The organism is Bradyrhizobium sp. USDA 376 (assembly GCF_054063675.1).
Map to the genome: position 1 here is coordinate 4,997,539 of NZ_JBSSGN010000001.1, position 23,449 is coordinate 5,020,987.

Annotated in this window: 22 protein-coding genes and 1 pseudogene; 19 read left to right on the forward strand and 4 right to left on the reverse strand. The window is 64.8% G+C overall.

Annotation, left to right across the window (positions count from 1 at the left end):
- Positions 1-5: 5 nt before the first annotated feature.
- The 8 genes from ACVJ19_RS23305 (at position 6) to ACVJ19_RS23340 (ending at position 8,872) form a co-directional block, all read left to right on the forward strand.
- Positions 6-956: a sugar-binding transcriptional regulator gene (locus ACVJ19_RS23305; RefSeq protein WP_453951358.1), complete on the forward strand. Its 951-nt coding sequence runs from the start codon at positions 6-8 to the stop codon at positions 954-956.
- A 317-nt stretch (positions 957-1,273) separates the two neighbouring features.
- The gene (locus tag ACVJ19_RS23310) at positions 1,274-2,617 is read left to right on the forward strand and encodes an ABC transporter substrate-binding protein (protein WP_453951360.1); all 1,344 of its coding nucleotides are present in this window, start codon (positions 1,274-1,276) and stop codon (positions 2,615-2,617) included.
- Positions 2,618-2,702: 85 nt separating this feature from the next.
- The gene (locus ACVJ19_RS23315; RefSeq protein ID WP_453951361.1) at positions 2,703-3,575 is read left to right on the forward strand and encodes a carbohydrate ABC transporter permease; all 873 of its coding nucleotides are present in this window, start codon (positions 2,703-2,705) and stop codon (positions 3,573-3,575) included.
- A gap of 3 nt (positions 3,576-3,578) precedes the next feature.
- Positions 3,579-4,409, forward strand: a complete 831-nt coding sequence (locus tag ACVJ19_RS23320) for a carbohydrate ABC transporter permease (protein WP_453951363.1) — start codon at positions 3,579-3,581, stop codon at positions 4,407-4,409.
- A gap of 11 nt (positions 4,410-4,420) precedes the next feature.
- Positions 4,421-5,428: an ABC transporter ATP-binding protein gene (locus ACVJ19_RS23325; protein ID WP_453951364.1), complete on the forward strand. Its 1,008-nt coding sequence runs from the start codon at positions 4,421-4,423 to the stop codon at positions 5,426-5,428.
- A 41-nt stretch (positions 5,429-5,469) separates the two neighbouring features.
- On the forward strand, positions 5,470-6,243 hold the full coding sequence (locus ACVJ19_RS23330) for an SDR family NAD(P)-dependent oxidoreductase (RefSeq protein WP_453951366.1): 774 nt from the start codon (positions 5,470-5,472) through the stop codon (positions 6,241-6,243).
- A 40-nt stretch (positions 6,244-6,283) separates the two neighbouring features.
- A complete protein-coding gene (locus ACVJ19_RS23335) occupies positions 6,284-7,930 on the forward strand; it encodes an FGGY-family carbohydrate kinase (protein WP_453951367.1) in 1,647 nt (548 codons plus the stop codon).
- A gap of 6 nt (positions 7,931-7,936) precedes the next feature.
- Positions 7,937-8,872 carry a carbohydrate kinase family protein gene (locus ACVJ19_RS23340; protein WP_453951369.1) on the forward strand — a complete coding sequence of 312 codons (936 nt, stop codon included), beginning with the start codon at positions 7,937-7,939 and terminating at the stop codon, positions 8,870-8,872.
- A 4-nt stretch (positions 8,873-8,876) separates the two neighbouring features.
- Here the strand turns inward: ACVJ19_RS23340 and ACVJ19_RS23345 are convergent, their stop codons facing one another.
- On the reverse strand, positions 8,877-9,764 hold the full coding sequence (locus ACVJ19_RS23345; RefSeq protein WP_453951371.1) for a LysR family transcriptional regulator: 888 nt from the start codon (positions 9,762-9,764) through the stop codon (positions 8,877-8,879).
- A 121-nt stretch (positions 9,765-9,885) separates the two neighbouring features.
- Here ACVJ19_RS23345 and ACVJ19_RS23350 point away from each other — a divergent pair, with 121 nt between their 5' ends.
- From ACVJ19_RS23350 to ACVJ19_RS23390, 9 genes are all read left to right on the forward strand, one after another.
- Entirely contained in the window at positions 9,886-11,307 is a 1,422-nt protein-coding gene (locus ACVJ19_RS23350; RefSeq protein ID WP_453955190.1) for an amidase, read from the forward strand.
- 290 nt (positions 11,308-11,597) lie between these two features.
- Entirely contained in the window at positions 11,598-12,548 is a 951-nt protein-coding gene (locus tag ACVJ19_RS23355; RefSeq protein ID WP_453951373.1) for an ABC transporter permease, read from the forward strand.
- Positions 12,545-13,438, forward strand: coding sequence for an ABC transporter permease (locus ACVJ19_RS23360; RefSeq protein WP_453951374.1), 894 nt, complete (start codon positions 12,545-12,547; stop codon positions 13,436-13,438). Before ACVJ19_RS23355 ends, ACVJ19_RS23360 begins: the two co-directional genes overlap by 4 nt.
- A 2-nt stretch (positions 13,439-13,440) precedes the next feature.
- Complete coding sequence (locus tag ACVJ19_RS23365; RefSeq protein ID WP_453951376.1) at positions 13,441-14,454, forward strand: ABC transporter ATP-binding protein; 1,014 nt, start codon at positions 13,441-13,443, stop codon at positions 14,452-14,454.
- Complete coding sequence (locus ACVJ19_RS23370; RefSeq protein ID WP_453951378.1) at positions 14,451-15,455, forward strand: ABC transporter ATP-binding protein; 1,005 nt, start codon at positions 14,451-14,453, stop codon at positions 15,453-15,455. The genes ACVJ19_RS23365 and ACVJ19_RS23370 overlap by 4 nt, the downstream gene beginning before the upstream one ends.
- A gap of 56 nt (positions 15,456-15,511) precedes the next feature.
- On the forward strand, positions 15,512-17,005 hold the full coding sequence (locus ACVJ19_RS23375) for an ABC transporter substrate-binding protein (RefSeq protein ID WP_453951380.1): 1,494 nt from the start codon (positions 15,512-15,514) through the stop codon (positions 17,003-17,005).
- Between the two features lie 229 nt (positions 17,006-17,234).
- Positions 17,235-17,648, forward strand: coding sequence for a hypothetical protein (locus tag ACVJ19_RS23380; RefSeq protein WP_453951382.1), 414 nt, complete (start codon positions 17,235-17,237; stop codon positions 17,646-17,648).
- Positions 17,649-17,683: 35 nt separating this feature from the next.
- On the forward strand, positions 17,684-17,914 hold the full coding sequence (locus ACVJ19_RS23385; protein WP_453951384.1) for a hypothetical protein: 231 nt from the start codon (positions 17,684-17,686) through the stop codon (positions 17,912-17,914).
- A gap of 276 nt (positions 17,915-18,190) precedes the next feature.
- Positions 18,191-18,634, forward strand: a complete 444-nt coding sequence (locus ACVJ19_RS23390) for a hypothetical protein (protein ID WP_453951385.1) — start codon at positions 18,191-18,193, stop codon at positions 18,632-18,634.
- A gap of 107 nt (positions 18,635-18,741) precedes the next feature.
- Here ACVJ19_RS23390 and ACVJ19_RS23395 read toward each other — a convergent pair whose 3' ends face one another.
- Together ACVJ19_RS23395 and ACVJ19_RS23400 are read right to left on the reverse strand one after the other, a co-directional pair.
- Positions 18,742-19,176: a hypothetical protein gene (locus ACVJ19_RS23395; protein ID WP_453951386.1), complete on the reverse strand. Its 435-nt coding sequence runs from the start codon at positions 19,174-19,176 to the stop codon at positions 18,742-18,744.
- 219 nt (positions 19,177-19,395) lie between these two features.
- Positions 19,396-19,473, reverse strand: a pseudogene (locus ACVJ19_RS23400) (IS5/IS1182 family transposase); the annotation flags it as partial.
- Between the two features lie 73 nt (positions 19,474-19,546).
- Here ACVJ19_RS23400 and ACVJ19_RS23405 point away from each other — a divergent pair.
- Positions 19,547-20,035 carry a cupin domain-containing protein gene (locus ACVJ19_RS23405; protein WP_453951387.1) on the forward strand — a complete coding sequence of 163 codons (489 nt, stop codon included), beginning with the start codon at positions 19,547-19,549 and terminating at the stop codon, positions 20,033-20,035.
- Between the two features lie 113 nt (positions 20,036-20,148).
- Positions 20,149-20,385 (forward strand): hypothetical protein, encoded by a 237-nt coding sequence (locus ACVJ19_RS23410; protein WP_453951389.1) that lies wholly within the window; start codon positions 20,149-20,151, stop codon positions 20,383-20,385.
- Positions 20,386-21,893: 1,508 nt separating this feature from the next.
- Here ACVJ19_RS23410 and ACVJ19_RS23415 read toward each other — a convergent pair.
- A complete protein-coding gene (locus ACVJ19_RS23415) occupies positions 21,894-23,447 on the reverse strand; it encodes a hydantoinase/oxoprolinase N-terminal domain-containing protein (RefSeq protein ID WP_453951390.1) in 1,554 nt (517 codons plus the stop codon).
- Positions 23,448-23,449 lie beyond the last annotated feature (2 nt).

Below are 23,449 nucleotides of genomic sequence, written 5' to 3' on the forward strand. Positions count from 1 at the left end.
CCCGCATGGCCGCCGAGAACGACAAGTCGAGACTCGACGACGCCGCGCGTGCCGGTTGGCTCTATTTCATTGCCGGCCACACCCAGGACGAGATCGCAAAAATGCTTCAGGTCTCGCGCGCCTCGGCGCAGCGGCTGGTCTCGCTGTGCCTCGCCGAGCGGCTCATCACCTTCCGGCTCGAACACCCCATCGCCGCCTGCATGGAGCTGGCGGCGCGCCTGAAGCAACGGTTCGAGCTCGTTCATTGCGAGGTGGTGCCGGCGGATCCTGCCGCGCCGCAGGCAACCGCAGGCATCGCCGAGCGCTGCGCCAATCTGCTCGATTCCACGCTGCGCTCGGAAACGCCCGTCATCGTCGCGCTCGGCACGGGGCGGGCGGTGCGTGCCGCGGTCGAGCGCGTCACGCCGATCGAGCGGCCCAATCACCAGATCGTCTCGCTGGTCGGCAACATCTCCGCCGACGGCTCGGCGAGCTTCTACGACACCGTCGGCCGACTCGCCGACCGCACCGGCGCCCGGCACTACCCGATGCCGCTGCCGTTCCTGATGTCGTCGGAGGACGAGCGCAACAAGATGGTGCGCATCGAGCCGATCGCCAAGGTCAAGGCGGTCGCGGCCAGGGCCGACTTGCGCCTCGTCGGCATCGGCCAGATGGACCAGAAGGCGCAGGTGCACGTCGATGGCTTCGTCACCCGCGACGAATTGTTCGAGATGATGCGCCTGGGCGCAATCGGGGAGATCACGGGCTGGGCCTATGATGCAAAGGGCCGCCTGCTCAAGGCCGGCACCAACAAGCGCCTCACCAGCATTCCGCCGGAAGTGCCGGCGAAGACCACGACGATCGGCGCCGCGGTCGGCGCGGCCAAGGTCCCGGCGATTGCAGCCGCGCTGAGCGGCGGCCTGATCAATGGCCTGATCACGGACGAGGCCACCGCAAGGGCGATCCTGGAGCGGTAGGGGCGGGCTGGCGCGGCAGCGGGACTCCGCTCCCTCTCCCGCCTGCGGGAGAGGGGTGGGGAGAGGGTGTCTCCGCTGGCAAGACTCCCCAAAAGGCGAAAACCCTCACCCGTATCGCATCTTCGATGCGATACGACCTCTCCCGCAAGCGGGAGAGGTGGAGCAAGCCGCGGCATTCGTTCCGGACAACATCGCTTCCGCACCCGCAAAACCTCCCATCCCTCCCGCACCGCAGCACTCATAAGTTGCTGGAACGCCCACGCGCCTGCTTGACAAGCACCGTGCCTCAGTTGAACATACGCTCAACGCGTGGGCATATGCTCAAAAGCGCGAGTCCAAGGGAGGTCACCGTGAAACATGTCCTCGGCGCCGTCTGCGCCGCGTCTGTTCTGCTGGCCGTCCCCGCGATGGCCGAAACGACCCTGACGATCGCCACCGTCAACAATGGCGACATGATCCGCATGCAGGGGCTGACGGGGGAGTTCACCAAGAAGAATCCTGATATCACCGTGAAATGGGTGACGCTGGAGGAGAACGTGCTGCGCCAGCGGGTCACCACCGACATCGCCACCAAGGGCGGCCAGTTCGACGTCCTCACCATCGGCACCTATGAGGTGCCGATCTGGGCCAAGAAGGGCTGGCTGGTGCCGCTGGCCAATCTCGGCGCCGATTACGACGTCGCCGACCTCTTGCCGAAGATCAAGGATGCGGTCTCCGCCGACGGCAAGCTCTACGCGGCGCCGTTCTACGGCGAGAGCTCGATGGTGATGTACCGCACCGATCTGTTCGAGAAGGCCGGCCTGAAGATGCCGGAGAAGCCGACCTGGGACTTCGTGATCGATGCCGCCAAGAAGCTCACCGACAAGAACGCCGGCACCTACGGCATCTGCCTGCGCGGCAAGGCCGGGTGGGGCGAGAACATGGCCTTCCTTTCGGCGATGGCCAATTCCTACGGCGCGCGCTGGTTCGACGAGAAGTGGGAGCCGCAGTTCAACACGCCGGAATGGAAGACGACGCTCACCACCTACGTCAACCTGATGAAGGAAGCCGGCCCTCCCGGCGCGAGCTCCAACGGCTTCAACGAGAACCTGGCGCTGTTCAACGCCGGCAAATGCGCGATGTGGATCGACGCCACGGTCGCGGCGTCCTTTGTCACCAACCCCAAGGACTCCAAGGTCGCCGACAAGGTCGGCTTCGCGCTCGCGCCCAACACCGGGCTCGGCAAGAACGCCAACTGGCTGTGGGCCTGGAATCTCGCAATCCCGGCCGGCTCCAAGAAGACGGAGGCGGCCGAGAAGTTCATCGCCTGGGCAACCAGCAAGGACTACACCAAGCTGGTGGCCTCGAAGGATGGCTGGGCCAACGTGCCCCCGGGCACGCGCACCTCGCTCTACCAGAACGATGAGTATCTGAAGGTCGCGCCGTTTGCAAAGCTGACGCTGGCCTCGATCGACGCCGCTGATCCCAACAAGCCGACGGTGAAGCCCGTTCCCTATGTCGGCGTGCAATACGCCGCGATTCCCGAATTCCAGGGCATCGGCACCCAGGTGGGCCAGCAGTTCTCGGCGGCGCTCGCGGGATCGACCACCGTTGACGCGGCGCTCTCGGCGGCCCAATCCGCAACCGAGCGCGAGATGAAGCGCGCCGGCTACATCAAGTGAACCCGAGCTCTTCCTCCTGAGCTCAAACTTGCGGCCATCCATCCTTGCTGGATGGCCGCCTCCTTCTCCCAGCGGAGAGCCAAGGATGGCAACCCGGCAGACGCAGTTTCTTGCGCGGTCGCTCCTGACCCCGGCCGTCGGGCTGCTGTTCATCTGGATGATCGTCCCGCTCGCGCTGACGATCTATTTCTCGACGCTGCATTACAGTCTGCTCGATCCCGGCTCGGAAGAATTCATCGGGCTGGAAAACTTCCGCTACTTCCTCACCGATCCCGCCTTCCTTGCCTCGCTCCGGAACACGCTGGTGCTGGTCGGCTCGGTGCTGGCGCTGACCATCCTGCTCGGCATTCCCCTGGCGCTGCTGCTCGACCAGCCCGTGATCGGGCGCAATTTCGTGCGGCTGATGGTGATCGCGCCGTTCTTCGTGATGCCGACGGTGAGTGCGCTGGTCTGGAAGAACCTGCTGATGCACCCGGTCTCCGGCCTGTTCGCCTGGCTGGCAAAACTGGTCGGGCTGACGCCGATCGACTGGTTCAACGACGTGCCGCTGTTCTCGGTGATCCTGATCGTCGCCTGGCAATGGCTGCCGTTCGCGACGCTGATCCTGCTGACCGCGCTGCAATCGCTCGACGAGGAGCAGAAGGAGGCCGCCGAGATGGACGGCGCCAGCGCGATCTCGACCTTCATCTACATCACGCTGCCGCACCTGGCGCGCCCCATCACCGTGGTGATCCTGATCGAGACCATCTTCCTGCTCACCGTGTTCGCCGAGATCTTCGTCACCACCGGCGGCGGACCGGGCCTGCAGACCACCAACATCGCCTTCCTGATCTATGCGCAGGCGCTGATCCAGTTCGACGTCGGCAGCGCTTCGGCCGGCGGTCTCGTCGCGGTGGTGATCGCCAACATCGTCGCCTTCTTCCTCGTCCGCATCGTCGGCCGCAACCTGGAGGCTTGAAGCATGGCGCGGATGGCGACGAGACAGCGGGTGGTCATATCGACGATCGGGGCGTGGTTCTTTGGCTTCCTGATCTTCTTCCCGATCCTGTGGATGGTGCTGGCGAGCTTCAAGACGGAGCTCGAAGCCTTCGCGATCCCGCCGTCCTTCCTGTTCTTCCACTGGACCACCGAGAACTATGCGACCGTGCAGGAGCGCAGCGACTATTTCCACCACGCGATGAACTCGATCATCATCGCCGGCGGCTCGACGCTGATCGCGCTCTTGATCGCGATCCCCGCGGCCTGGTCGATGGCGTTTTCGCCGACCAAGCGCACCAAGGACATCCTGCTCTGGATGCTCTCGACCAAGATGATGCCGCCGGTCGGCGTGCTGGTGCCGATCTACCTGATCTACAAGACGTTCGGTTTGCTCGATTCCCGCATCGGCCTGGTCTTCATCCTCTGCCTCGGCAATCTGCCGATCGTGATCTGGATGCTCTTCACCTATTTCAAGGAGATCCCGCGCGATATCTTAGAGGCCGCGCGCATGGACGGCGCCACCATCGGCCGCGAGCTGGTCTATGTGCTGACGCCGATGGCGATCCCGGGCCTCGCCTCGACCTTGCTGCTCAACCTGATCCTGGCCTGGAACGAGGCGTTCTGGACGCTGAACCTGTCGACCTCGAACGCGGCGCCGCTGACCACGTTCATCGCGTCCTATTCGAGCCCGGAAGGGCTGTTCTGGGCAAAGCTGTCGGCGGCCTCGACGCTGGCGATCGCGCCCATTCTCGTCCTCGGTTGGTTCAGCCAGAAGCAGCTCGTGCGCGGGCTCACCTTTGGCGCGGTGAAGTAAGAGGGGCTGCCATGGGTCAGATCACACTTCAGGGCGTGCAGAAATCCTTCGGCCCCGTGCACATCATCAAGGGCGCCGACCTCGACATCGCCGACGGCTCCTTCGTGGTGTTCGTCGGTCCCTCCGGCTGCGGCAAGACCACGCTGCTGCGGCTGATCGCGGGGCTCGAGGATGTCAGCGGCGGCAAGATCCTGATCGACGGCAAGAACGTTGTCGACACACCGCCGGCAAAGCGCGGGCTGTCGATGGTGTTCCAGTCCTACGCGCTCTATCCGCATATGAGCGTGCGCGGCAATATCGGCTTCGGCCTCAAGATGGCCGGCCTTGCCAAGGACGAGATCAACCGCAAGGTCGAGGCGGCCGCCGCGACGCTGAACCTCACGCCCTATCTCGACCGCAAGCCGCGCGAGCTCTCCGGCGGCCAGCGCCAGCGCGTCGCGATCGGCCGCGCCATCGTGCGCGAGCCCAAGGCGTTCCTGTTCGACGAGCCGCTGTCCAATCTCGACGCCGCGCTGCGCGTGCAGATGCGCATCGAGGTGACGCGGCTGCAGAAGCAGCTAGGCACCACCGCGATCTACGTCACCCACGACCAGGTCGAGGCCATGACCATGGCTGACAAGATCGTCGTGCTCAATGGCGGCAAGATCGAGCAATACGGCTCGCCGCTGGAGCTTTACGAGCGGCCCGCCAATCTCTTCGTCGCCGGCTTCATCGGCTCGCCCAAGATGAACTTTGTCACCGGTGAGCTCGCCTTGCAGAAGGGGGCGGCGACGATTGGCGTACGGCCGGAACATCTGAAGATCGAGCGCGACGGCGGAGGCGGCTGGCAGGGAACGATCGCGGTCGCCGAGCATCTCGGCAGCGACACGTTCCTTTATGTCGATGCCGGGCCGCTTGGCATGCTGACCGCGCGCTATATCGGCGAATTGAGCCTGCACGCCGGCGACCGCGTCTCGCTGGTGCCGGACCCCCAGCGCATTCACCGCTTCGATGAGGGCGGCAACGCCCTTCGAGGCTAACAAGAAACGGCAAGACAACGGCAAGAAACGGAAATACCACCATGTACCTGGAAAAATTCAGATTGAACGGCAAGACCGCGTTCATCACCGGCGGCGGGCAGGGCATCGGCCTTGGCTGCGCCGAGGCGCTGGCCGAGGCCGGCGCCAGGGTCATTATCGGCGACCGTGACAGCAAGGTCGCCGACAGCGCCAAAGCCAGCCTGAAGGCGAAGGGTTTTGACGTCGAGACCACGATCATGGACGTGACCGACACTAGGCGCGTGGCGGAAGTCGCGAACGACCTCGTCGCCCGCCACGGCAAGGTCGACATCCTCGTCAACAATGCCGGCATCGCGCGCAGCGAGACGCCGGCCGAGACCGTCACCGACGAGCATTGGCTCAACGTCATCGACGTCAATCTCAACGGCACTTTCTGGTGCTGCCGCGAGTTCGGCAAGCATATGCTGAAGGCGAAAAGCGGCGCCATCGTCAATGTCGGCTCGATGTCCGGCTTCATCGTCAACAAGCCGCAGGAGCAGTGCTTTTACAACGCCTCCAAGGCCGCCGTGCACCATCTGACCAAGTCGCTGGCCGCCGAATGGGGCGCGCGCGGCATCCGCGTCAATGCGGTGGCGCCGACCTATATCGAGACGCCGCTCAACGCCTTCGTGAAGAGCAATCCGAAGATGTACGACGCCTGGATCGGCGGAACCCCGATGGCGCGGATGGGGCAGGTCGAGGAGATCGCCTCCGTCGTGCTGTTCCTTTCCTCGGAGGCCGCGAGCCTGATGACCGGCAGCATCGTGCTGGTGGATGGCGGCTACACTTGCTGGTAGGCTCACCGTCAAAACGGACGGAAAGCGACCGGGAGTGACAATGCCGCGAGCGTATATCGGCGTCGACGTGGGGACCACGAGCACGCGGGCAGGGGTGTTTGACGAGGCCGGCACCTTGCTCGCAACCGCCCGGCATCCGATCCGGATTTGGCACGAGGCCGGCGATATCGTCGAGCAGTCGTCCCAGGACATCTGGGAGGCCTGCGCCAAATCGGTGCGGGTCGCGATGGCGGAAGCAGCGATTGCGCCCGACAGTATCGGCGGCATCGGCTTTGACGCCACGTGTTCCCTCGTGGTGCTTGATCCGCAAGGCGAGCCGCTCACCGTCAGCGCCTCCGGCGAAGCGCAGCGCAACGTCATCGTCTGGATGGACCACCGCGCCACGGCCGAAGCACGGCTGATCAACGAGACCGAGGACGCCGTGCTGCGCTATGTCGGCGGCTCGATCTCGCCGGAGATGGAGATGCCGAAGCTGCTATGGCTGAAGCGGCATCTGCGCGCGAGTTTCGACGCCGCAGGTCACTTCTTCGATCTGGCCGACTATCTGACCTGGCGCGCGACCGGCGCGCTGCAGCGTTCGACCTGCACCGTCACCTGCAAGTGGAACTATCTGGCCCATGACGGCGGCGGCTGGAGCGCGCCGTTCTTCAAGCGCATCGGTCTGTCCGACTTCGTCAACGAGGCATACGCCCGCATCGGCACCGACATCGTTGCGCCCGGTACGCGCCTCGGCGCGGGTCTCACGCCGGCAGCCGCAGCCGAGCTCGGCCTGACGCCGGGCACGCCGGTCGGGGCCTCCCTGATCGATGCCCATGCCGGCGGCATCGGTGCGATCGGCGGCCGCGACGGGGCGGGCGGCGCGAGCGATGTGAGTGATCGGCTCGCCTACATCATGGGAACGTCGGCCTGCATCATGGCGACGACGAAGCAGCCGTGCTTCGTGCCGGGCGTGTGGGGTCCCTATTATTCCGGCATGGTGCCCGAGTTCTGGCTCAACGAAGGCGGCCAGTCCGCCGCAGGCGCTGCGATCGACCATTTGCTCAAGTCGCATCCGGGCCACGCTGATGCGAGCGCGGCGGCGCGCAGCGAAGGCCTCGACCTCATCGATTTCCTCGAGCGCCGCATCATCGCGCGTGCCGGCGATGCCAGCCGTGCCGCGCTGCTCGCGCGTGACATTCATGTGCTGCCCGAATTCATCGGCAACCGCTCGCCCTATGCCGACCCCGACACCCGCGCGGTGATCGCGGGGCTCGACCTTGACACCGATATCGCGTCGATGGAGCGGCTGTTCGTCGCCGGTCTCTGCGGGCTCGCCTATGGCCTCGCCGAGGTGATCGAGGCCTTTGCGGCGCATGGGGTCCGCTCCAGCCTCATGATCATGGGCGGCGGCGCCAGTCGCAGCCCGCTGGTGCGGCAGATCATGGCCGACACCACCGGCCTCACCGTCGCGCTGCCGCAAACGAAAGAGCCGGTGCTGCTGGGCGCCGCGATGCTCGGGGCGGTCGCCGGCGGCGCCTATGCCTCGATCGGCGAGACCATGGCAAAAATGTCGGCGCTGGGACGCAAGAGCGAGCCGACCGCGCCCGACATGGCCGCCTTTCACACGCGCAAGCGCGAGGTCTACAAGCTGCTGCGCGAGGTCGATCGCGGCAGCCGTGCCGCGATGGCTGACATCGCCAGAGGTTGAAGAGACATGCTGATTGCTAGCGGCGATGCGCTGATCGATTTCGTGCCGACGCGAAGCGCGGAGGGACGCGAGGCGGTGATGCCCGCGGTCGGCGGCTCATGCCTGAACGTCGCGATCGGCATGGCGCGGCTGGGCGCGCCGACCGGCTTCGTCGGCGGCATCTCGACCGACCTGTTCGGACAGATGATCGCAGACCACGCAACCGCCTCGAATGTCGCGCTCGGTCTCGCCACCCGCAGCGACCACCAGACCACGCTCGCCTTCGTCCACATCGTCGCGGGCGAGTCGCATTACGCCTTCTACGATGCCGAGACCGCGACGCGGAGCTGGACCTACCGGCGCGGCACAATTCCGTTCGACACCGTCGAGGCCATCCATGTCGGTTCGACCACGCTGGTCAACGACCAGGGTGCCGCCGAGACCAAGGCGCTGATCGCAGACGCGCGGGCGTTGTCGACGATCTCCTTCGATCCGAACTGCCGGCCCAACCTCGTCAAGGACAAGCCGGCCTATCTCGCGCGCATGGCCGAGTTCGCGGGAAGCGCCGATCTCATCAAGATGTCGGATGTCGATTTCGCCTACCTCCACGGCGAGGAGCCCTATCAGCAGCGCGCAAGTGCGCTGCTACGGCAGGGCACCAGCCTCGTCGTCATCACCCGCGGCAACAATGGCGCCATCGCCTGGCATGCGGCCGCAGGGCAGATCGAAGTGCAAGCGCCGAAGATCGCGGTCGCCGACACCATCGGCGCCGGCGACAGCTTTCAGGCCGCGCTGCTGTTCGCCCTGCACAAGCAAAAGCGACTTGCGCGGCAGCAACTCAAGAACATCAGCACTGAGGAGCTCCGCCGCACTCTGTCCTTTGCCGCCAATTGCGCCGGGCTGACCTGCACCCGTCCGGGCGCCGATCCGCCCTGGAGCCACGAGATCAGCTGGACCCTGTAGCCCGTCACAGCGCCGCAACGACCTTCTCCGCGCATTTGAGGAAGGTGCGGATCAGCGGGCTCTGTGAATCGCGCCGCCAGCAGACCGCGATGTCGAGGGAGTCGGTGGCGTCGCGCAGCGGCCTGAACACGATGCCGCGCGGCGCGCCGAGCTGCGCGCAGGCCGGCAGGATGGCAAATCCTTCACCGGCGAGAACCAGGCTCATCGCCGAATGCACCGTCTCCACCCGGCTCGCGATCGGCATCACCACCTGGTGCCGGCGCAGCAGGGGCACCACGGCGGACGATGCGGGACCATGGTCCGGATGCGGCAGCGCGATCAGCGGACGCCCGTGCAACCGGGCCATCGGCACGGAGCTGAGGCGCGCGAGCGGCGAGCTGGTCGGCATCGCCAGCATGAAGCGCTGCGCACCGATCCGCGCCACCTGGATCTCGGGATGGTTGATCGCCGGCATGCACAGCGCGACCGTGACGCTGCGGTCGAGCACCCGGGCCTCGCGCGTCGATGCGCTGAGCTCGGCGAAGTCGAGGTCGACACCGGGAACCGAGCGGCGCAGCTCGGGGATGAGCCGCGGCAGGATCGCGTTGGCCAGCACGAACATGTAGCCGACCGACAGCCGCCCGCGCTTGCCGGATGCGACCGCGCGCGCGGCCTCGATGCCGTCGGCCGCCAGCGCCAGCGCTTCGCTGGCGCGCACCAGCAGCGCCTGGCCCGCCTCGGTCAGGTCCATGCCGCGGGTGCCGCGGCGGAACAGCGGCGCGCCGACCTCGGCCTCCAGCTTGCGGATCTGCACCGACAGCGGCGGCTGCGCCATGCGCAGCCGCTCGGCGGCCTTGCCGACGCTGCGCGCCTCGGCGACGGCGACGAAATAGCGGAGCCGGCGGAGATCCATTGGCATACCGAAAACGTATGGGTTGGCGACCAAAATCGTATTGGACGGCGAGTTAACAAAACTGTCATTCTCGCTGTCAATGCCTGCCAACGGTGGCCGGCCTTCGGAGCGTGATGTGACGATGAACGGCGATCCCTGTCTGCTGTCCGCAACCGAGCTGCGGGGCCTCATCGCCGCCAGGAAGGTTTCGCCGGTCGAGATCGTCAGCGCCGTGCTCGCCCGCGCCGAGGCGCTGCAGCCCGAATTGAACTGCTTCATCACGATCTGCGGCGACGAAGCGATGGCGCAGGCGCGCGCCGCCGAGCGCAAGATGATGGCGGGCGAGGCGCTCGGCCTGCTCCATGGCATCCCCGTCACCGTCAAGGACATCGTCAACACCCGCGGCGTCAAGACCACCTTCGGCGCCGTTCCCTACAAGGACAATGTGCCGACCGAGGACGCCGTCGCGGTGGCACGGCTGCGAGCTGAGGGCGCGATCCTGATCGGCAAGACCACGACGCCGGAATTCGGCAGCAAGTGCCTGACGGATTCGCCGCTGTTCGGCCGCACCCGCAATGCCTGGGATGCCTGCCGCTCCTCCGGCGGCTCCAGCGGCGGCGCGGCGGTGGCGGTGGCGAGCGGCATCGCGCCGCTGGCGATCGCGACCGACGGCGGCGGCTCGACCCGGATTCCCGCCGCCTGCAACGGCGTGGTGGGCCTGAAGCAGAGCAACGGTGTGATCCCGCACAGCCAGGCCCTCGACGTCTTCGGCAACCAGACCTATGTCACGCCGACCACCCGCACCGTCGCCGACACCGCGCTGATGATGCAGGCGATGGCCGGCGAGGACGCTTGCGATCCCTGGTCGATCGGCGTACCGGTGCCCGACTTCATCGGCACCGCCGCCCCGCGCGGCGATCTGCGCGGGCAGAGGATTTTTTATTGCCTGACGCCGCCGGGCCGCCCCGTCTCCGCCGAGGTCGCCGCCAATTTCAGGGCGAGCCTCGACCGGCTGGCCGGGCTCGGCGCCGAGCTCGAGGAATTCTCCGGCGAGGGCTTTGACATCGAGCCGATCTGGCGCGCCATCAACCACACCGTCTGGCGCACGCGCTTTGCCAAGCTTGCGGCCGAGCACGGGGACGAGCTGAGCGAGGCGTTCCTCAAGCAGCTCGCGCTCGCCACCGAGGTCAGTGGCGTCGACTATCAGGAGGCGATGTTCGCGCGTACCGCGCTGTTCCGCCGCGTGCAATCCCTGCTTGCGCGCGGGCACTTTCTGGCGATGCCGACGCTCACCCGCACGGCGCTGCCGATCAAGCAGGACCTGTTCGGCAGCATCGAGATCGATGGCCGGCATTACGACACCGTCCGCCCAAACTGGTTCCCCTGGACCATGCCGTTCAACATGACCGGGCACCCCGCCGTCAGCCTTCCCTCAGGTTTTGCCCGCGACGGGCTGCCGATCGGGCTTCAGCTGGTCGGCCGCTTCCGGCATGATGCCGACTTGCTGCGCGTCAGCGCGCTGTTCGAGGCGTCGGGCGATCTTCTGTCCCGTTGGCCCGGCTAAGGGCAGCTTGTGGAGACCGCATTGTTTAGGGATGTGCTAGTTCGCTGTCGCTCCCGTCATCCTGAGGTGCGAGCCGCGCGGCGCGAAGCGCCGTGCAGCGAGCCTCGAAGGATGAACGGCCGAGATGCAGCCGGGCCGTCGCCCTTCGAGGCTTGCCCTGCGGCGCGATGCGCCGAAGGGCGCGCACCTCAGGGTGACGGTGATAGAGCGACGGTGCGTTCGCAAAGCCCTTGCCTCCGCCGTCCGGACATGTTGATCGTGCCGCGAATGACCCGCGAAACCGAGCGCACATGAGCGTCTTTGTCCTCCGACGTCTGTTGACCCTGCTGGCGACGCTGGTCGGCGCATCGCTGATCATTTTCCTGGTGCTGGATGCGCTGCCGGGCAATGCCGCGCAGATGCTGATGGGTGCCGACGCCTCGCCCGACGCGGTGCGCGCGCTCACCGTCAAGCTCGGGCTCGACCAGCCGCTCCCCGTTCGCTACCTGCAATGGATCAAGGGCCTCCTCATTGGCGATCTCGGCAATTCCTATGTCTACGGCACGCCGGTCGCCGGCCTGATCGCGGAGCGGCTGGTGCTGACCATTCCGCTCGCGATCATGTCGATGGCGATCACGGTGACGCTGGCGCTCTCGGCCGGCATCTACACCGCCGCCAACCACAACAAGCTCGGCGACGTCGGCGTGATGTCGCTGACGCAAGTCGGCATCGCGCTGCCGAATTTCTGGTTCGCGATCCTGCTGGTGCTGTTGTTCGCGGTGCGGCTACAATGGCTTTCGGCTGGCGGCTTCGCCGGCTGGGAGGACGGCGTCTGGCCAGGCGTCAAGTCGCTGCTCCTCCCGGCAGTCTCTCTGGCGGTCGTGCAGGCCGCGATCCTCGCCCGCGTCACGCGCTCGGCGGTTCTGGAAGTGCTGCGCGAAGACTTCGTCCGCACCGCCCGTGCGAAGGGGCTCGGCAAGCGCGAAGTGCTGTGGAGCCACGTGCTGCGCAACGCCATGATCCCCGTGATGACGGTGATGGGGCTGCAATTCGCCAATCTGCTCGCCGGCACCATCGTGATCGAGAACGTGTTTTATCTGCCGGGTCTCGGCCGGTTGATCTTCCAGTCGATCGCCAACCGCGACCTGATCGTGGTGCGCAACTGCGTGATGCTGCTGGCGACCATGGTGGTCATCGTCAATTTCGTCGTCGACGTGCTCTATGCCTTCATCGATCCCCGCATCAAGGTGCACGACCTGTGAGCGCGCCAGTGACCACCTCCATTGACGCACCCGTCGCGACGCGCCGTCCGCCGGCCAGGACCTTCTGGGGCCGCGCGCTGCGCCATCGCAGTTTTGTCCTCGGCGGCGCGCTCAGTCTGCTGGTGCTCGTCTCGGCGCTCTTGTCGCTGGTGTGGACGCCGTGGTCGCCTTACGAGATCGACATCGCCTCAAAGCTCCGCCCGCCTTCGGCCGCGCACTGGCTCGGTACCGATTCCTTCGGCCGCGACATCGTCTCGCTGCTGCTCGCCGGCGCGCGCTCCACCATCATGGTCGGCATCATCGCGGTCAGCATCGGTCTCACCTTCGGCGTCTGCCTCGGCCTGATCGCCTCGGCCAAGCGCGGCTGGACCGAAGAGATCATCATGCGCTTCTCGGACTTCACCTTCGCCTTTCCCGCCGTGCTGTCCGCGATCATGCTCGCCGCGGTGGTCGGCCCCGGCATGGTGACCTCGATCATCGCGATCGGCATCTTCCAGATCCCGACGCTGACCCGGCTGACGCGCGGCTCGGCCAACGCGATCTGGGCGCGTGAATTCGTGCTGGCCGCGCGCGCCTCGGGCAAGGGAAAATTCCGCATCACCATCGAGCACGTGCTGCCGAACATCCTGTCGATCCTGATCGTGCAGGTCACGATCCAGTTCGCGCTCGCCATTCTCGCCGAGGCCGCGCTGTCCTATCTCGGCCTCGGCACGCAGCCGCCGCAGCCGTCCTGGGGGCGCATGCTGAACGATGCGCAGACGCTGCTGTTCCAGTCGCCGATGCTCGCGGTCTATCCGGGCGCAGCGATCGCCGTCGCCGTGCTCGGCCTCAATCTGCTCGGCGACGGATTGCGCGACCTGCTCGATCCCAGACTGGCGCGGGAGCGATGACGATGAGCGAGCGCTCCACCATGCCGCTAATTGCAGTCGACAATCTCGGCGTCCGTCTCAACACCAGCCGCGGCCCCGCGCAGGCCGTGCGCGGCGTCAGCTTCGCCCTGAAGCGCGGCGAGACGCTCGGGCTCGTCGGCGAGTCCGGCTGCGGCAAATCGGTCACCGCGCTGTCGCTGATGGGGCTGCTGCCGGACAGCGCACGCGTCACCGGCAGCATCAAGCTCGATGGCAACGAGCTCGCCGGCTTACCGGATGCGGACTATTGCCGCCTGCGCGGCAACCGCATCAGCATGATCTTCCAGGAGCCGATGACCGCGCTCAATCCGATGCACACGATCGGCAACCAGGTCGCCGAGCCGCTGCGGCGTCACAAGAAATATTCGGCGGCGCAGGCGCGGAAAGAGGCGATCGCCTTGCTCGACCGCGTCGGGCTGCCCGATCCGGCGCGGCGCGTCGATGCCTATCCGCACCAGTTCTCCGGCGGCCAGCGCCAGCGCATCACCATCGCGATGGCGCTCGCCTGCGAGCCGGAGCTGTTGATCGCGGACGAGCCGACCACCGCGCTCGACGTCACCATCCAGGGCCAGATCCTCGACCTCATCGCCGATCTCGTCGAGGAGCGCGGCATGTCGATGATCCTGATCTCGCACGATCTCGGTGTCATCGCCGAGAACGTCCAGCGCATGATGGTGATGTATGGCGGCACCGTGGTCGAGAGCGGCCCGACCAACGAGGTGTTCCGCCGCATGGGCCATCCCTACACGCAGGGCCTGTTCCGCGCCCGGCCGAAGCTCGGTGCGCGCAAGGGGACGCGGCTGAAGACGATCTCTGGCACGGTGCCGGAGCTCGCCGATCTGCCGGCGGGCTGCACCTTCTCGGAGCGGTGTCCGCTCGTGATCGATGCGTGCCGCGCCGCGCTGCCGCCGATGGTGGACGTCGGTCCCGGACATGGCGTGCGGTGCATCCGAACGGACGTCTCCATGGCTGCGAATGTCGGAGCGCTGTCCGCATGAGCACCGCGCCTCTTCTCGATGTGAAGGATCTCGAGCAGCGCTACATGCTGCCGCGCGAGAGCCTGTTTCGTCCGCCCGGGCAGGTGCGAGCGCTCAATGGTGTCAGCGTGCAGGTTCAAGCTGGCAAGAGCCTCGGCATCGTCGGCGAGTCCGGCTCCGGAAAGTCCACCTTCGCACGCGTCGTGATGGCGCTGGAGCGGCCGACCTCGGGCCAGGTCGCGCTGCTCGGCCGCGATCTCAACCGCATTCCGCCTGACGAATTGCGCCGCGCCCGGCGCGATTTCCAGATGGTGTTCCAGGACCCCTATGGCTCGCTCGATCCGCGCCAGACCATCGCGCGCATCGTGGCCGAGCCGCTGACCGTGCTTGAGGGCGCCGACCGCACCACCTTCCGCGACCGCGTCGGCGCCGTGCTGAAGCAAGTCGGCTTGCGCGAAGCCGACATGGACAAATATCCGCACGAGTTCTCCGGCGGCCAGCGCCAGCGCATCGCGATCGCGCGGGCGCTGATCACGCAACCAAAGCTGATCGTCGCCGACGAGCCGGTCTCCGCGCTCGACGTCTCCGTGCAGGCCCAGGTGCTCAACCTGATGCAGGACCTGCAGGAGCAGTTCGGCCTCAGCTACATCCTGATCAGCCATGACCTCGCCGTCGTCGACTATCTCTGCGACGAGGTCGCGGTGATGTATCTCGGCCGCATCGTCGAGCAGGGGCGCCCCGAAGATCTGTTCGAGCGCTGTGCCCATCCCTATACCCGGGCGCTCTTGGATGCGGTGCCGCGGGCGCGCGCCGGGGGCGGCCGGCGCCGGCGCGGAGCGCAGGCGATCGCTTCGCAATCGGCGGCCGCGACCGGATGTCCCTATGTTGCGCGCTGTGCACTCGCCGACCAGCATTGCCGCGAGGCCCTGCCTGAGCTACGCAAGGTGGGCGAGGGGCACCTTGCCGCCTGTCACAAGGCGGAGGCCGTGATGGCGTTGCCGCATGCGGCCATGGAAGGTTAGTGTCCGGAGCAGGATTGGCGTAGGCTTACGAAGACAGCAGGCCGGGGAGTTACGAGATGTTCAGGAAACTATCCATCGTCGCATTTGCCGCCGCGCTCGCCGCGGCGCCGCTGCCGGTGCTGGCGCAGAGCAAGAAGGACAGCGTCGTCATGGCGATGACGCTGGAGCCGCCGGGGCTCGATCCGACCAACGCGGCGGCGGCCGCGATCGCCGAGGTCACGCTCTACAACATCTACGAGACCCTCACCAAGATCAACGAGGACGGCTCGGTCTCGCCGCTGCTGGCGGAGAGCTGGACCGCATCGCCCGACCTGAAGACCTACACCTTCAAGCTGCGCAAGGGCGTCAAATTCCACAATGGCGAGCCGTTCGATTCCGCGGCGGTGAAGTTCTCGTTCGAGCGCAACGCCGCGGCGACCAGCACCAACAAGGACAGGAGCCTGTTCCAGGCGTTCGAGAAGGTCGAGACGCCCGACGCCGACACCGTCGTGATCACGGTGAAATATTCCGAGCCGAACCTGCCGTTCCTTCTTGGGCAGGCAAGCGGCTCGATCGTCGAGCCCAAGAGCGCTCCGACCAACGTCACGCAGCCGGTCGGGACCGGGCCTTATCAGTTAGGGGCCTGGGCCAAGGGCTCCTCGATCACGCTGAACAAATGGGCCGACTACCGCAACGCCTCGGCGATCAAGCTTTCGAAGGTGACGATCCGCTTCATCTCCGATCCGGCCGCCCAGGCCGCGGCGCTGCTCTCGAATGATGTGGACGCATTTCCGCGCATCGCGACCCGCGTCGTTGCTCAATTCAAGTCTGATCCGCGCTTCACGGTGCTGATCGGTGGTTCCAGGGCCAAGACCATCGTCGCGATCAACCAGCGCAAGAAGCCGCTCGATGACGTCCGCGTTCGCCGTGCCATCCTCGCCGCGATCGACCGCAAGGCACTGATCGATGGCGCCGTCGAGGGGTTCGGCACGCCGATCGGCAGCTTCTACACGCCGGGATCGCTCGGTTATGTCGACACCACCGGCATCAACCCCTACGACCCCGAGAAGGCCAAGAAGCTGCTCACTGAAGCCGGCGTCACCACGCCGCTCGAGCTGTCGCTGAAGCTGCCGCCGCCGCCCTATGCGCGGCAGGGCGGCGAGATCGTCGCAGCCCAGCTCGCCAAGGTCGGCATCGTCGCCAAGATCGAGAACGTCGAATGGGCGCAGTGGCTGTCGCAGGTGTTCGCCGGTAACGGTCCACACAATTTCGACCTCACCATCGTCAGCCATGTCGAGCCGTTCGACCTCGTCAAGATCACCGAGCCCGACTATTATCTCGGCTACAACAACGAGGCCTTCAACGCGCTCTACAAGCAGATCGTCTCGATGCCGGATGAAGCCTCCCGCGCAAAACTGCTCGGCGACGCCCAGCGCATGCTGGCCACCGACGCCGTCTCCGCCTACCTGTTCCAGCCGCAATGGCCGACCGTCATCAACAAGAAGCTGAAGGGCGTCTGGAAGGAAGTCCCGCAGTTCGAGAACGATTTCTCGACCTGGTATTGGGAGTAGGGGCGGCGACAGCGGGTTGCCCATTGCTGTGCCCTTTCCCCGTGTGGGGGGCTATCGCAGATGGTGTCTTGGTGGCGGCCTGAGCAAGCGCCTCGTCCTTCGAGACGACCGCTTCCAGCGGTCTCCTCAGGATGAGGCTAAGCAGCATTGGGCCGGTTTGAAATTGCTGCCGCGCACTCCGCCCTCATCCTGAGGGCCCGCCATCGGCGGGCGTCTCGAAGGATGCGTTGTGGGCGAGCTATCCGCAACTCTACTTTTCATATGTGATAGCCCTGCGCGCCTGTATCCCAATTCCCACACTCGCGAGCAAAAAAGCATTCGTTTGTCGCTTTTCGAACAGACGGAAAAAGCTCGCTTCGTTCCAATTCCCCAACGATCGAAAAAAGTCATCGGTTGGGGAGACGAAATGGAACGTTCCCTGTTAATTGAGATGGCGCGCGATAAATATGTCGAGCGTTGCAAGCAACGGGCCTTCGATCATCTGGACCGAGGCGATCTCAAGAACGCGGTCGCCTCGTTCGTCGGCAATATGAACGCGCGTCCCGATTGCGAACTGCCGCCCTACTTGGCAACGCTTGGCGCTTTGCTGCTGGCGGCGAACGATGCGTTCGGCTGGAGAACATTGATTGAAGGATTGAGGTGATGATCCGATAGACGACAGCGTAGGGAGGCGTGGGGATGGCTCACTACCGGGCTTACCTTTTGGATCAGCACCGCCACGTTATAAGCGTGGCCAAATTGCAGTGTGCCGACGAGCAGGAAGCACGAGAACGTGCTGCGCAACTGGTTGATGTCAACGACGTCGAGCTGTGGCAGCTCGATCGCCGTATTGCGGTCTTTGAGGCCCCCGCAAGCCGAACCTCGCAGGCGGCGAAAAGGGAGAAGCCGCAGCGCCCTAAAGACAAATGAGGCGTGCGTGTCAGTGCGCGAATCCCGCGAGTTGAATTCGCGGAGACAACCCTCATCCGGCGGCGCCGCGCCGCGCGCGGATTTTTCCGGCCCAGATGCTTCCGGTTCCTGTCGGGAACTTGCGTGATCAATCATCGCTGCGCGCCGGCCGCTTGATTTAGATCAAGCACGAGACGACGAAATGCCAAATGCATGCGCTGGTGCCGTCGCCGTTGGCGCGGACATCACTCGCAAAAGCCAGCGGATCGATGGCGCCTCACCATCAGGAGGAAGCTCATGGTTCGCTATGGTCTGATTGGTTTCGCGGCAGCTATCCTCATCGCTGCCAGCCTGGTGCCCGATGACGCGTTTGCTCGCCGTGGCGGAGGTGGCGGCATGCGCGCCGGTGGCTTTCACGGCGGTGGCATGCGTGCTGCCCACGTTGGGGGCGGCGCCGTTCATGCCGGACGCATCCACGGCGGTCGCGGCTATCGCGTGGCCGGAGGAGTTCGGCCGTCGCATCCGATAGCAGGCCGCCCGATCGCTGGTCGCCCGGGGCGTCCCATTGCAGGTTATCCGGGCTACGGCGGCCGCTACTACCGTCCGGGCTATGGTGCTGCCGCGGTGGGCGCCGCCGCTGCCTACGGAGCCTACGGAGCCTACAACAACTACAACAGCGGCTGCTACTACGACGCCTACGGCAGCTACGTCTGTCCGGGTCAAAATCCGTATCGGTATTGAGAAGACCGGGTGAGCGCGGACGGCGGTGACCGAGGGCCGCCGTCTCGGCTTTCTCGCCGCCGATTGTTCCGGATCGAACACCTTGAGAGCTTTCTTCTCTCGCGGGCTCACGATGGACACGCGCGATACATCGCCTGCAGCGGATTTCCGCGGAGGAATATGGTTCGGGGCGTCAAACCGCCGCGATGGGCGATCCAGCGTCGCACCGGTGCGGGATACATGAGATACATCATACGGGTCGCGTCGGCGTTCGTGACAGCCCGTCCGCGCGGACCAATATTCCATGCGGCGTGGAACGCTAGCTTGGCCCGCGAGGTCACGCAGATCCTTTCGGAGGGCAAGGTCGCCAGAACAATGGTGCAGGCCGATGCGCAGAAGCCATCGATGATGACTTTCTGGCCCGAGGCGCGCAGCCGCTCGTACTTGTATATGTACTTCCCGATCGATCCACCGCGATCGTCCGTGATCCGTATGGCGGCATCGCCCGAGCGCGATCCGGCGACCATGAGTGCTGCGATGACGAGCCCCGCCCAACGTTTCATCCCAGGCCCCTGCGCGTTGCCTGATCAATCCTCTTGAATCAGGCTTCGCCTGGCTTGATCCAGATCAATCAACTCGAAGGCACGCCGACATTGGTGCCAGATTGCCGACGTAACGGTTGACCGCGCTGGCCACGGATCGCTTCTTGTTTGGCGATGACCGAATACAGCCTCTCCAGCAACGTCCCGCGACGGCGATTTGTCAGAGAGATTGTCCCAACTCGGACTGGACTCATTAGCGCCGAGCCATAGCTTGATTGAAGCGAGTTGGATGAAGGCTAGGTAGTTGGCGGCAAGCTTGGGCGTCGCTCGTGGTGCAGCATACTGCTATTGTGGTCTTTTCATTGTTGAATATCGGCCAATGGAGCGCGCGATGCCAAACAGCAAGGAGATCGAGGCGAAGTCGCACAACCCGGTGCCGCAGGGCCATGTGCTTGGTGCCGGAGAGGGTGAACACCTGATCCATTTTCGTGATGGCGGCAACATCTTCATCAAGGTCGACCCCGTAACGGGGTCCAATAATCTTGGCCTCGGCATTCAACAGCTACCCAAGGGCTCAGGCATTCCGGTTCACCGACACCTCGACAGGGACGAAGCCTTCTACGTTCTGGAAGGCAGTGGCACGGTCACACTCAACGATGTACGTCACTCTTGCGAAAGAGGTGGAACGATTTTCATACCCAGGAACACGTGGCATGGTTTCAGTAGTCCAGATCAGGAACTGGTTCTGCTGTGGATCATGGTGCCCCCGGGCCTCGACGGTTTCTTTCGCGAAACCTGCAGCCGACCCGGCGAGCCGCGAAAAGAATTGACGCGGGAGCAGATCAACGCAATCGGTCTCAAATATGGGGCAGAATACTAGCGGGCTGCCTAGACCGCTTCCTCGACATAACGTCGTCGAATTCCAAAGCATCCCGAATTAAATTCGGGAATGACTTGATTTTGCCAGGTTGCTGTTCTCGCGGTGGATCGGCCATGAAGGAAATGCAGGCGGCCCTCGAACTGCTCCGCGTGCAAATCGCCGAATGTGAGCGCCTCCAGAAGACTGCCAAGAACCAGATCAAGCGCGACACGCTCACGAGATTGCTCGCTCGCTACCAGGCTATCGCCGTGGAACTGGAGCAAGCGATAGCAAGAATGCCGCCGTCTCCCGGTACCTTCCTGGGCCGAAAACCGAAACCTCTTCCAAAGAAGAAGAGTAAGGCCACCTGAGTTGGCGGCCTCTACGTGCTCTTCTTCCAGTGTGACCTGTTGGCCTGGTGCGAAGTCGATGTCTCCAGATCGTCCGTTCGTCGGCGACTTCATCTAGCAGATAACGCCGCGGCCTCATGTCGCTCGCGGTAGCTGCGTTAAACGTCACTGGATTGCATCGGTTGCTCGAACGATTTGAAGTCGTAACGAATTCGAATCACGTCCGGAAAGTGAAAATTAGTTCTGCGCCATAATCGTGATGACTCCGTCGTAAAAAAAGAAAATAAGGTGCAAAAAACAAAAAATAGCTGGGAGGAGTAAATGGATACTGCGAGTCGCCTGCGGGCGATGGCATCGCTGTGCCGTCAGACAGCAGCTCATCATCCTGATCGAAGTTGGAAGCTGCTCGCCGAAGCTGAGTATTGGGAGCATTTGGCCAACGATACGCCGCTCGATGATTTCGAACTTTGCGAAGTTGGCTCACCGCCTCATGGAGAGCGCAGTGTCACGCAACCGACCGCGGCCATCGCAGGGGGAGTGCAAGACAGAATAGTTTGTTAGCTTCTATGTGCCTAACTGGAAGCGTGCCGATTACCGCCGATTGCGGCACATTGGAATGGGAATGCCGGCCCCGGCTGTTACCCCATCCTGCGGCTGGGGCCGCTTTGAATTTTCAAACTCCAACTACAACCATGTTTAGAGACAGCGCTATAGCGCTATTTGGAATGGGTATCGTTTCTCGGCTTGATCGAGCGCTGTTCTGTGGCCTCAATACTGATGTCGCGGTTAGGGTTATGCGGGAGATCTGCTGAGGCTAGGGGCCCTTCGGGCACTACCCGTGCGCCTCATTTGTCAAGCAACGCCCTGCCAAGGGCGGTTACTTCTTCAACAGTATTCCCATGCTCCGCGCCATTCGTCGCACCGACCCGGCGTGACGGCCCAATTCGGCGGCTATCTTCGATACGCCAACACCCTGCCGGGCGAGCCTGATCAATCGGCGGACTTCCTGCTCAGCCCATTGCTTTGGCTTCGGTGCTTTCATTGCGGTGCTCGACGGCACCAGTTAACCAGGAGGGTGATAGGCCAACACTTGGGAAATTTACGGGTGGTGTTTGCTCCCAACCGACATCCGACGCCAGCCAATCGCGGATTTCGAGGGGGCGCCATCGATAACGCTCGCTTCGTCGATCACGTCGGCCGCCAAGGGCGCGCCTCAGGTACGGTTCGGTGCGCACTTGCGTCTTTCCAACTACGATCACGCCGTTCAACGACAGGGAGCTTCGGCTGATAGGAAATTTCATCCAGCCTCGTGACTGAGCCTTGCGTCGCCCCGAGATGGGACCACCAATTATCTCAAGCATCTCCCCGCAAGGGAGAAGCAAGAGGGCACGCGACGATTTCGGAATAGTAGCATTATGCCCCTGTTTTGCCCGACGAGTCAAACCGCCTTGTGGGCGGCTCGCGTAAGCCGTTGATTCTGCTATCCCCGGCTACTGTGCATGGGGTTGTTTTTCATTTTTGATGTTTAGCTACGCCGCGGCCGGCAGATCCGGGTCGGCAATCGCCCCTGCAACACGCACCCGCACGCGCAGTGCATTCCCCGGCAGATACGCGATCGGCATGTCCTCGACGTCGACGGTCTTGAGGCTGTCGCGCGCAGCTCCCGCCTGGACGGCACGGTCGGCGGCGATGTCGCGCGCGGCGGCGATGGCGTCCTCGCGGCTGAGATCGCGGAACACCTGGTCGGCTTCGCCAGAGACCTGCGCGATCGCGGCGCCGACCGCGTTGGCGCAGTCGCCATGCGGCACGCGGACGATCTCGGAGATGCCGGGCAAACGATCCGGCACCAGGAAGGCGCCGCCGCCGACCGCGAGCAGCGGCACGTCGCCGGCTTCCGTCTTCATGCGGTCGATGTCTTCCTCCAGCTTGCGCCAGGCATCGCGCAGCGCGGCCTCGATCAGGCGCTTCGGCAAGTTCGCGACGCGGGAGCGGTCGCCGATGTCGATGAGACCGGCAGCCACGGCGATGTCGGTGGCGGTAAGGCGCGAGCCGCCGAACACAAGTGCATCCGACGTCAGGCGGTAGCCGACGCTGAGCGGGCCGACGCGGACCGGGTCCTCGTCGACATGGCTGCCGCCGCCAAGCCCGATCGACAAGAGGTCGGGCATGCGGAACAGCGTGCGCACGCCGCCGACTTCGACCACCGCATTGGCTTCGCGCGGAAAGCCGTGACGCAGCTGGCCGATGTCGCTCGTGGTGCCGCCGACATCCACGACCATGGCGTCGTCGAGGCCAGAGAGATGCGCGGCGCCGCGCATGGAATTGGTGGCGCCGGAGGCGAAGCTCATCACCGGGAAGGCGGTGGCGATCTCGGCCTGCATCACCGTGCCGTCGTTCTGGGTCAGGAACAGCGGCGCATCGATGCCGCTGTCGGCGATCGCCTTGCGGAAGGCGGCGACCGTGGTGACGGCGAGATCGTGCAGCGAGGCGTTGAGCAGCGCGGCGTTCTCACGCTCGAGCAGGCCGATGCGGCCGAGATCGTGCGACAGCGTCACCGCGACGTCGGGGCAGATGTCGGCGAGGATTTCGCGCGCGGTGGTCTCGCAGGAGGGATCGAGCGGAGAGAAGCTCGAGCACACCGCGACCGAGCGCAGGCCCTTGTCCTTGATCTTTCGCGCGGCGTCCTTGAGGCCGGCGATGTCGAGCGGCATGAACGGGCGGCCGTCGTAATCGTGGCCGCCTTCCAGCATAAAAATCTCGCCGTTGACGAGGGATGCGAGATCCGTCGGCCAGTCGCAGAACGGCGGCAGCGAGGCGCTGGCGGGCATGCCGATGCGGATCGCGCCGATCTTCTGCACATGGCGACGCTGCACCACCGCATTGATGAAATGCGTGGTGCCGATCACGACCGCGTCGACCTTCACCGCGGCGGCAGGCTCGGCGCGCAATGCCTTGAGCGCGTCGAGGATGCCGGAGGTGACGTCCGCCGTGGTCGGCCGTTTGACGGAATGGACGACCTTCTCGTCGACGATCAGTACGGCGTCCGTGTTGGTGCCGCCGACATCGATGCCAATGCGCTTCATGG

What these genes read in the sequence shown, in the direction of transcription:
- ACVJ19_RS23305 (WP_453951358.1), top strand. Translation starts at nt 6, where the DNA reads ATGGCCGCCGAGAACGACAAGTCGAGACTCGACGACGCCGCGCGTGCC.
- ACVJ19_RS23310 (WP_453951360.1), top strand. Translation starts at nt 1,274, where the DNA reads ATGCTCAAAAGCGCGAGTCCAAGGGAGGTCACCGTGAAACATGTCCTC.
- ACVJ19_RS23315 (WP_453951361.1), top strand. Translation starts at nt 2,703, where the DNA reads ATGGCAACCCGGCAGACGCAGTTTCTTGCGCGGTCGCTCCTGACCCCG.
- ACVJ19_RS23320 (WP_453951363.1), top strand. Translation starts at nt 3,579, where the DNA reads ATGGCGCGGATGGCGACGAGACAGCGGGTGGTCATATCGACGATCGGG.
- ACVJ19_RS23325 (WP_453951364.1), top strand. Translation starts at nt 4,421, where the DNA reads ATGGGTCAGATCACACTTCAGGGCGTGCAGAAATCCTTCGGCCCCGTG.
- ACVJ19_RS23330 (WP_453951366.1), top strand. Translation starts at nt 5,470, where the DNA reads ATGTACCTGGAAAAATTCAGATTGAACGGCAAGACCGCGTTCATCACC.
- ACVJ19_RS23335 (WP_453951367.1), top strand. Translation starts at nt 6,284, where the DNA reads ATGCCGCGAGCGTATATCGGCGTCGACGTGGGGACCACGAGCACGCGG.
- ACVJ19_RS23340 (WP_453951369.1), top strand. Translation starts at nt 7,937, where the DNA reads ATGCTGATTGCTAGCGGCGATGCGCTGATCGATTTCGTGCCGACGCGA.
- ACVJ19_RS23345 (WP_453951371.1), bottom strand. Translation starts at nt 9,764, where the DNA reads ATGGATCTCCGCCGGCTCCGCTATTTCGTCGCCGTCGCCGAGGCGCGC.
- ACVJ19_RS23350 (WP_453955190.1), top strand. Translation starts at nt 9,886, where the DNA reads ATGAACGGCGATCCCTGTCTGCTGTCCGCAACCGAGCTGCGGGGCCTC.
- ACVJ19_RS23355 (WP_453951373.1), top strand. Translation starts at nt 11,598, where the DNA reads ATGAGCGTCTTTGTCCTCCGACGTCTGTTGACCCTGCTGGCGACGCTG.
- ACVJ19_RS23365 (WP_453951376.1), top strand. Translation starts at nt 13,441, where the DNA reads ATGAGCGAGCGCTCCACCATGCCGCTAATTGCAGTCGACAATCTCGGC.
- ACVJ19_RS23370 (WP_453951378.1), top strand. Translation starts at nt 14,451, where the DNA reads ATGAGCACCGCGCCTCTTCTCGATGTGAAGGATCTCGAGCAGCGCTAC.
- ACVJ19_RS23375 (WP_453951380.1), top strand. Translation starts at nt 15,512, where the DNA reads ATGTTCAGGAAACTATCCATCGTCGCATTTGCCGCCGCGCTCGCCGCG.
- ACVJ19_RS23385 (WP_453951384.1), top strand. Translation starts at nt 17,684, where the DNA reads ATGGCTCACTACCGGGCTTACCTTTTGGATCAGCACCGCCACGTTATA.
- ACVJ19_RS23390 (WP_453951385.1), top strand. Translation starts at nt 18,191, where the DNA reads ATGGTTCGCTATGGTCTGATTGGTTTCGCGGCAGCTATCCTCATCGCT.
- ACVJ19_RS23395 (WP_453951386.1), bottom strand. Translation starts at nt 19,176, where the DNA reads ATGAAACGTTGGGCGGGGCTCGTCATCGCAGCACTCATGGTCGCCGGA.
- ACVJ19_RS23405 (WP_453951387.1), top strand. Translation starts at nt 19,547, where the DNA reads ATGCCAAACAGCAAGGAGATCGAGGCGAAGTCGCACAACCCGGTGCCG.
- ACVJ19_RS23410 (WP_453951389.1), top strand. Translation starts at nt 20,149, where the DNA reads ATGAAGGAAATGCAGGCGGCCCTCGAACTGCTCCGCGTGCAAATCGCC.
- ACVJ19_RS23415 (WP_453951390.1), bottom strand. Translation starts at nt 23,447, where the DNA reads ATGAAGCGCATTGGCATCGATGTCGGCGGCACCAACACGGACGCCGTA.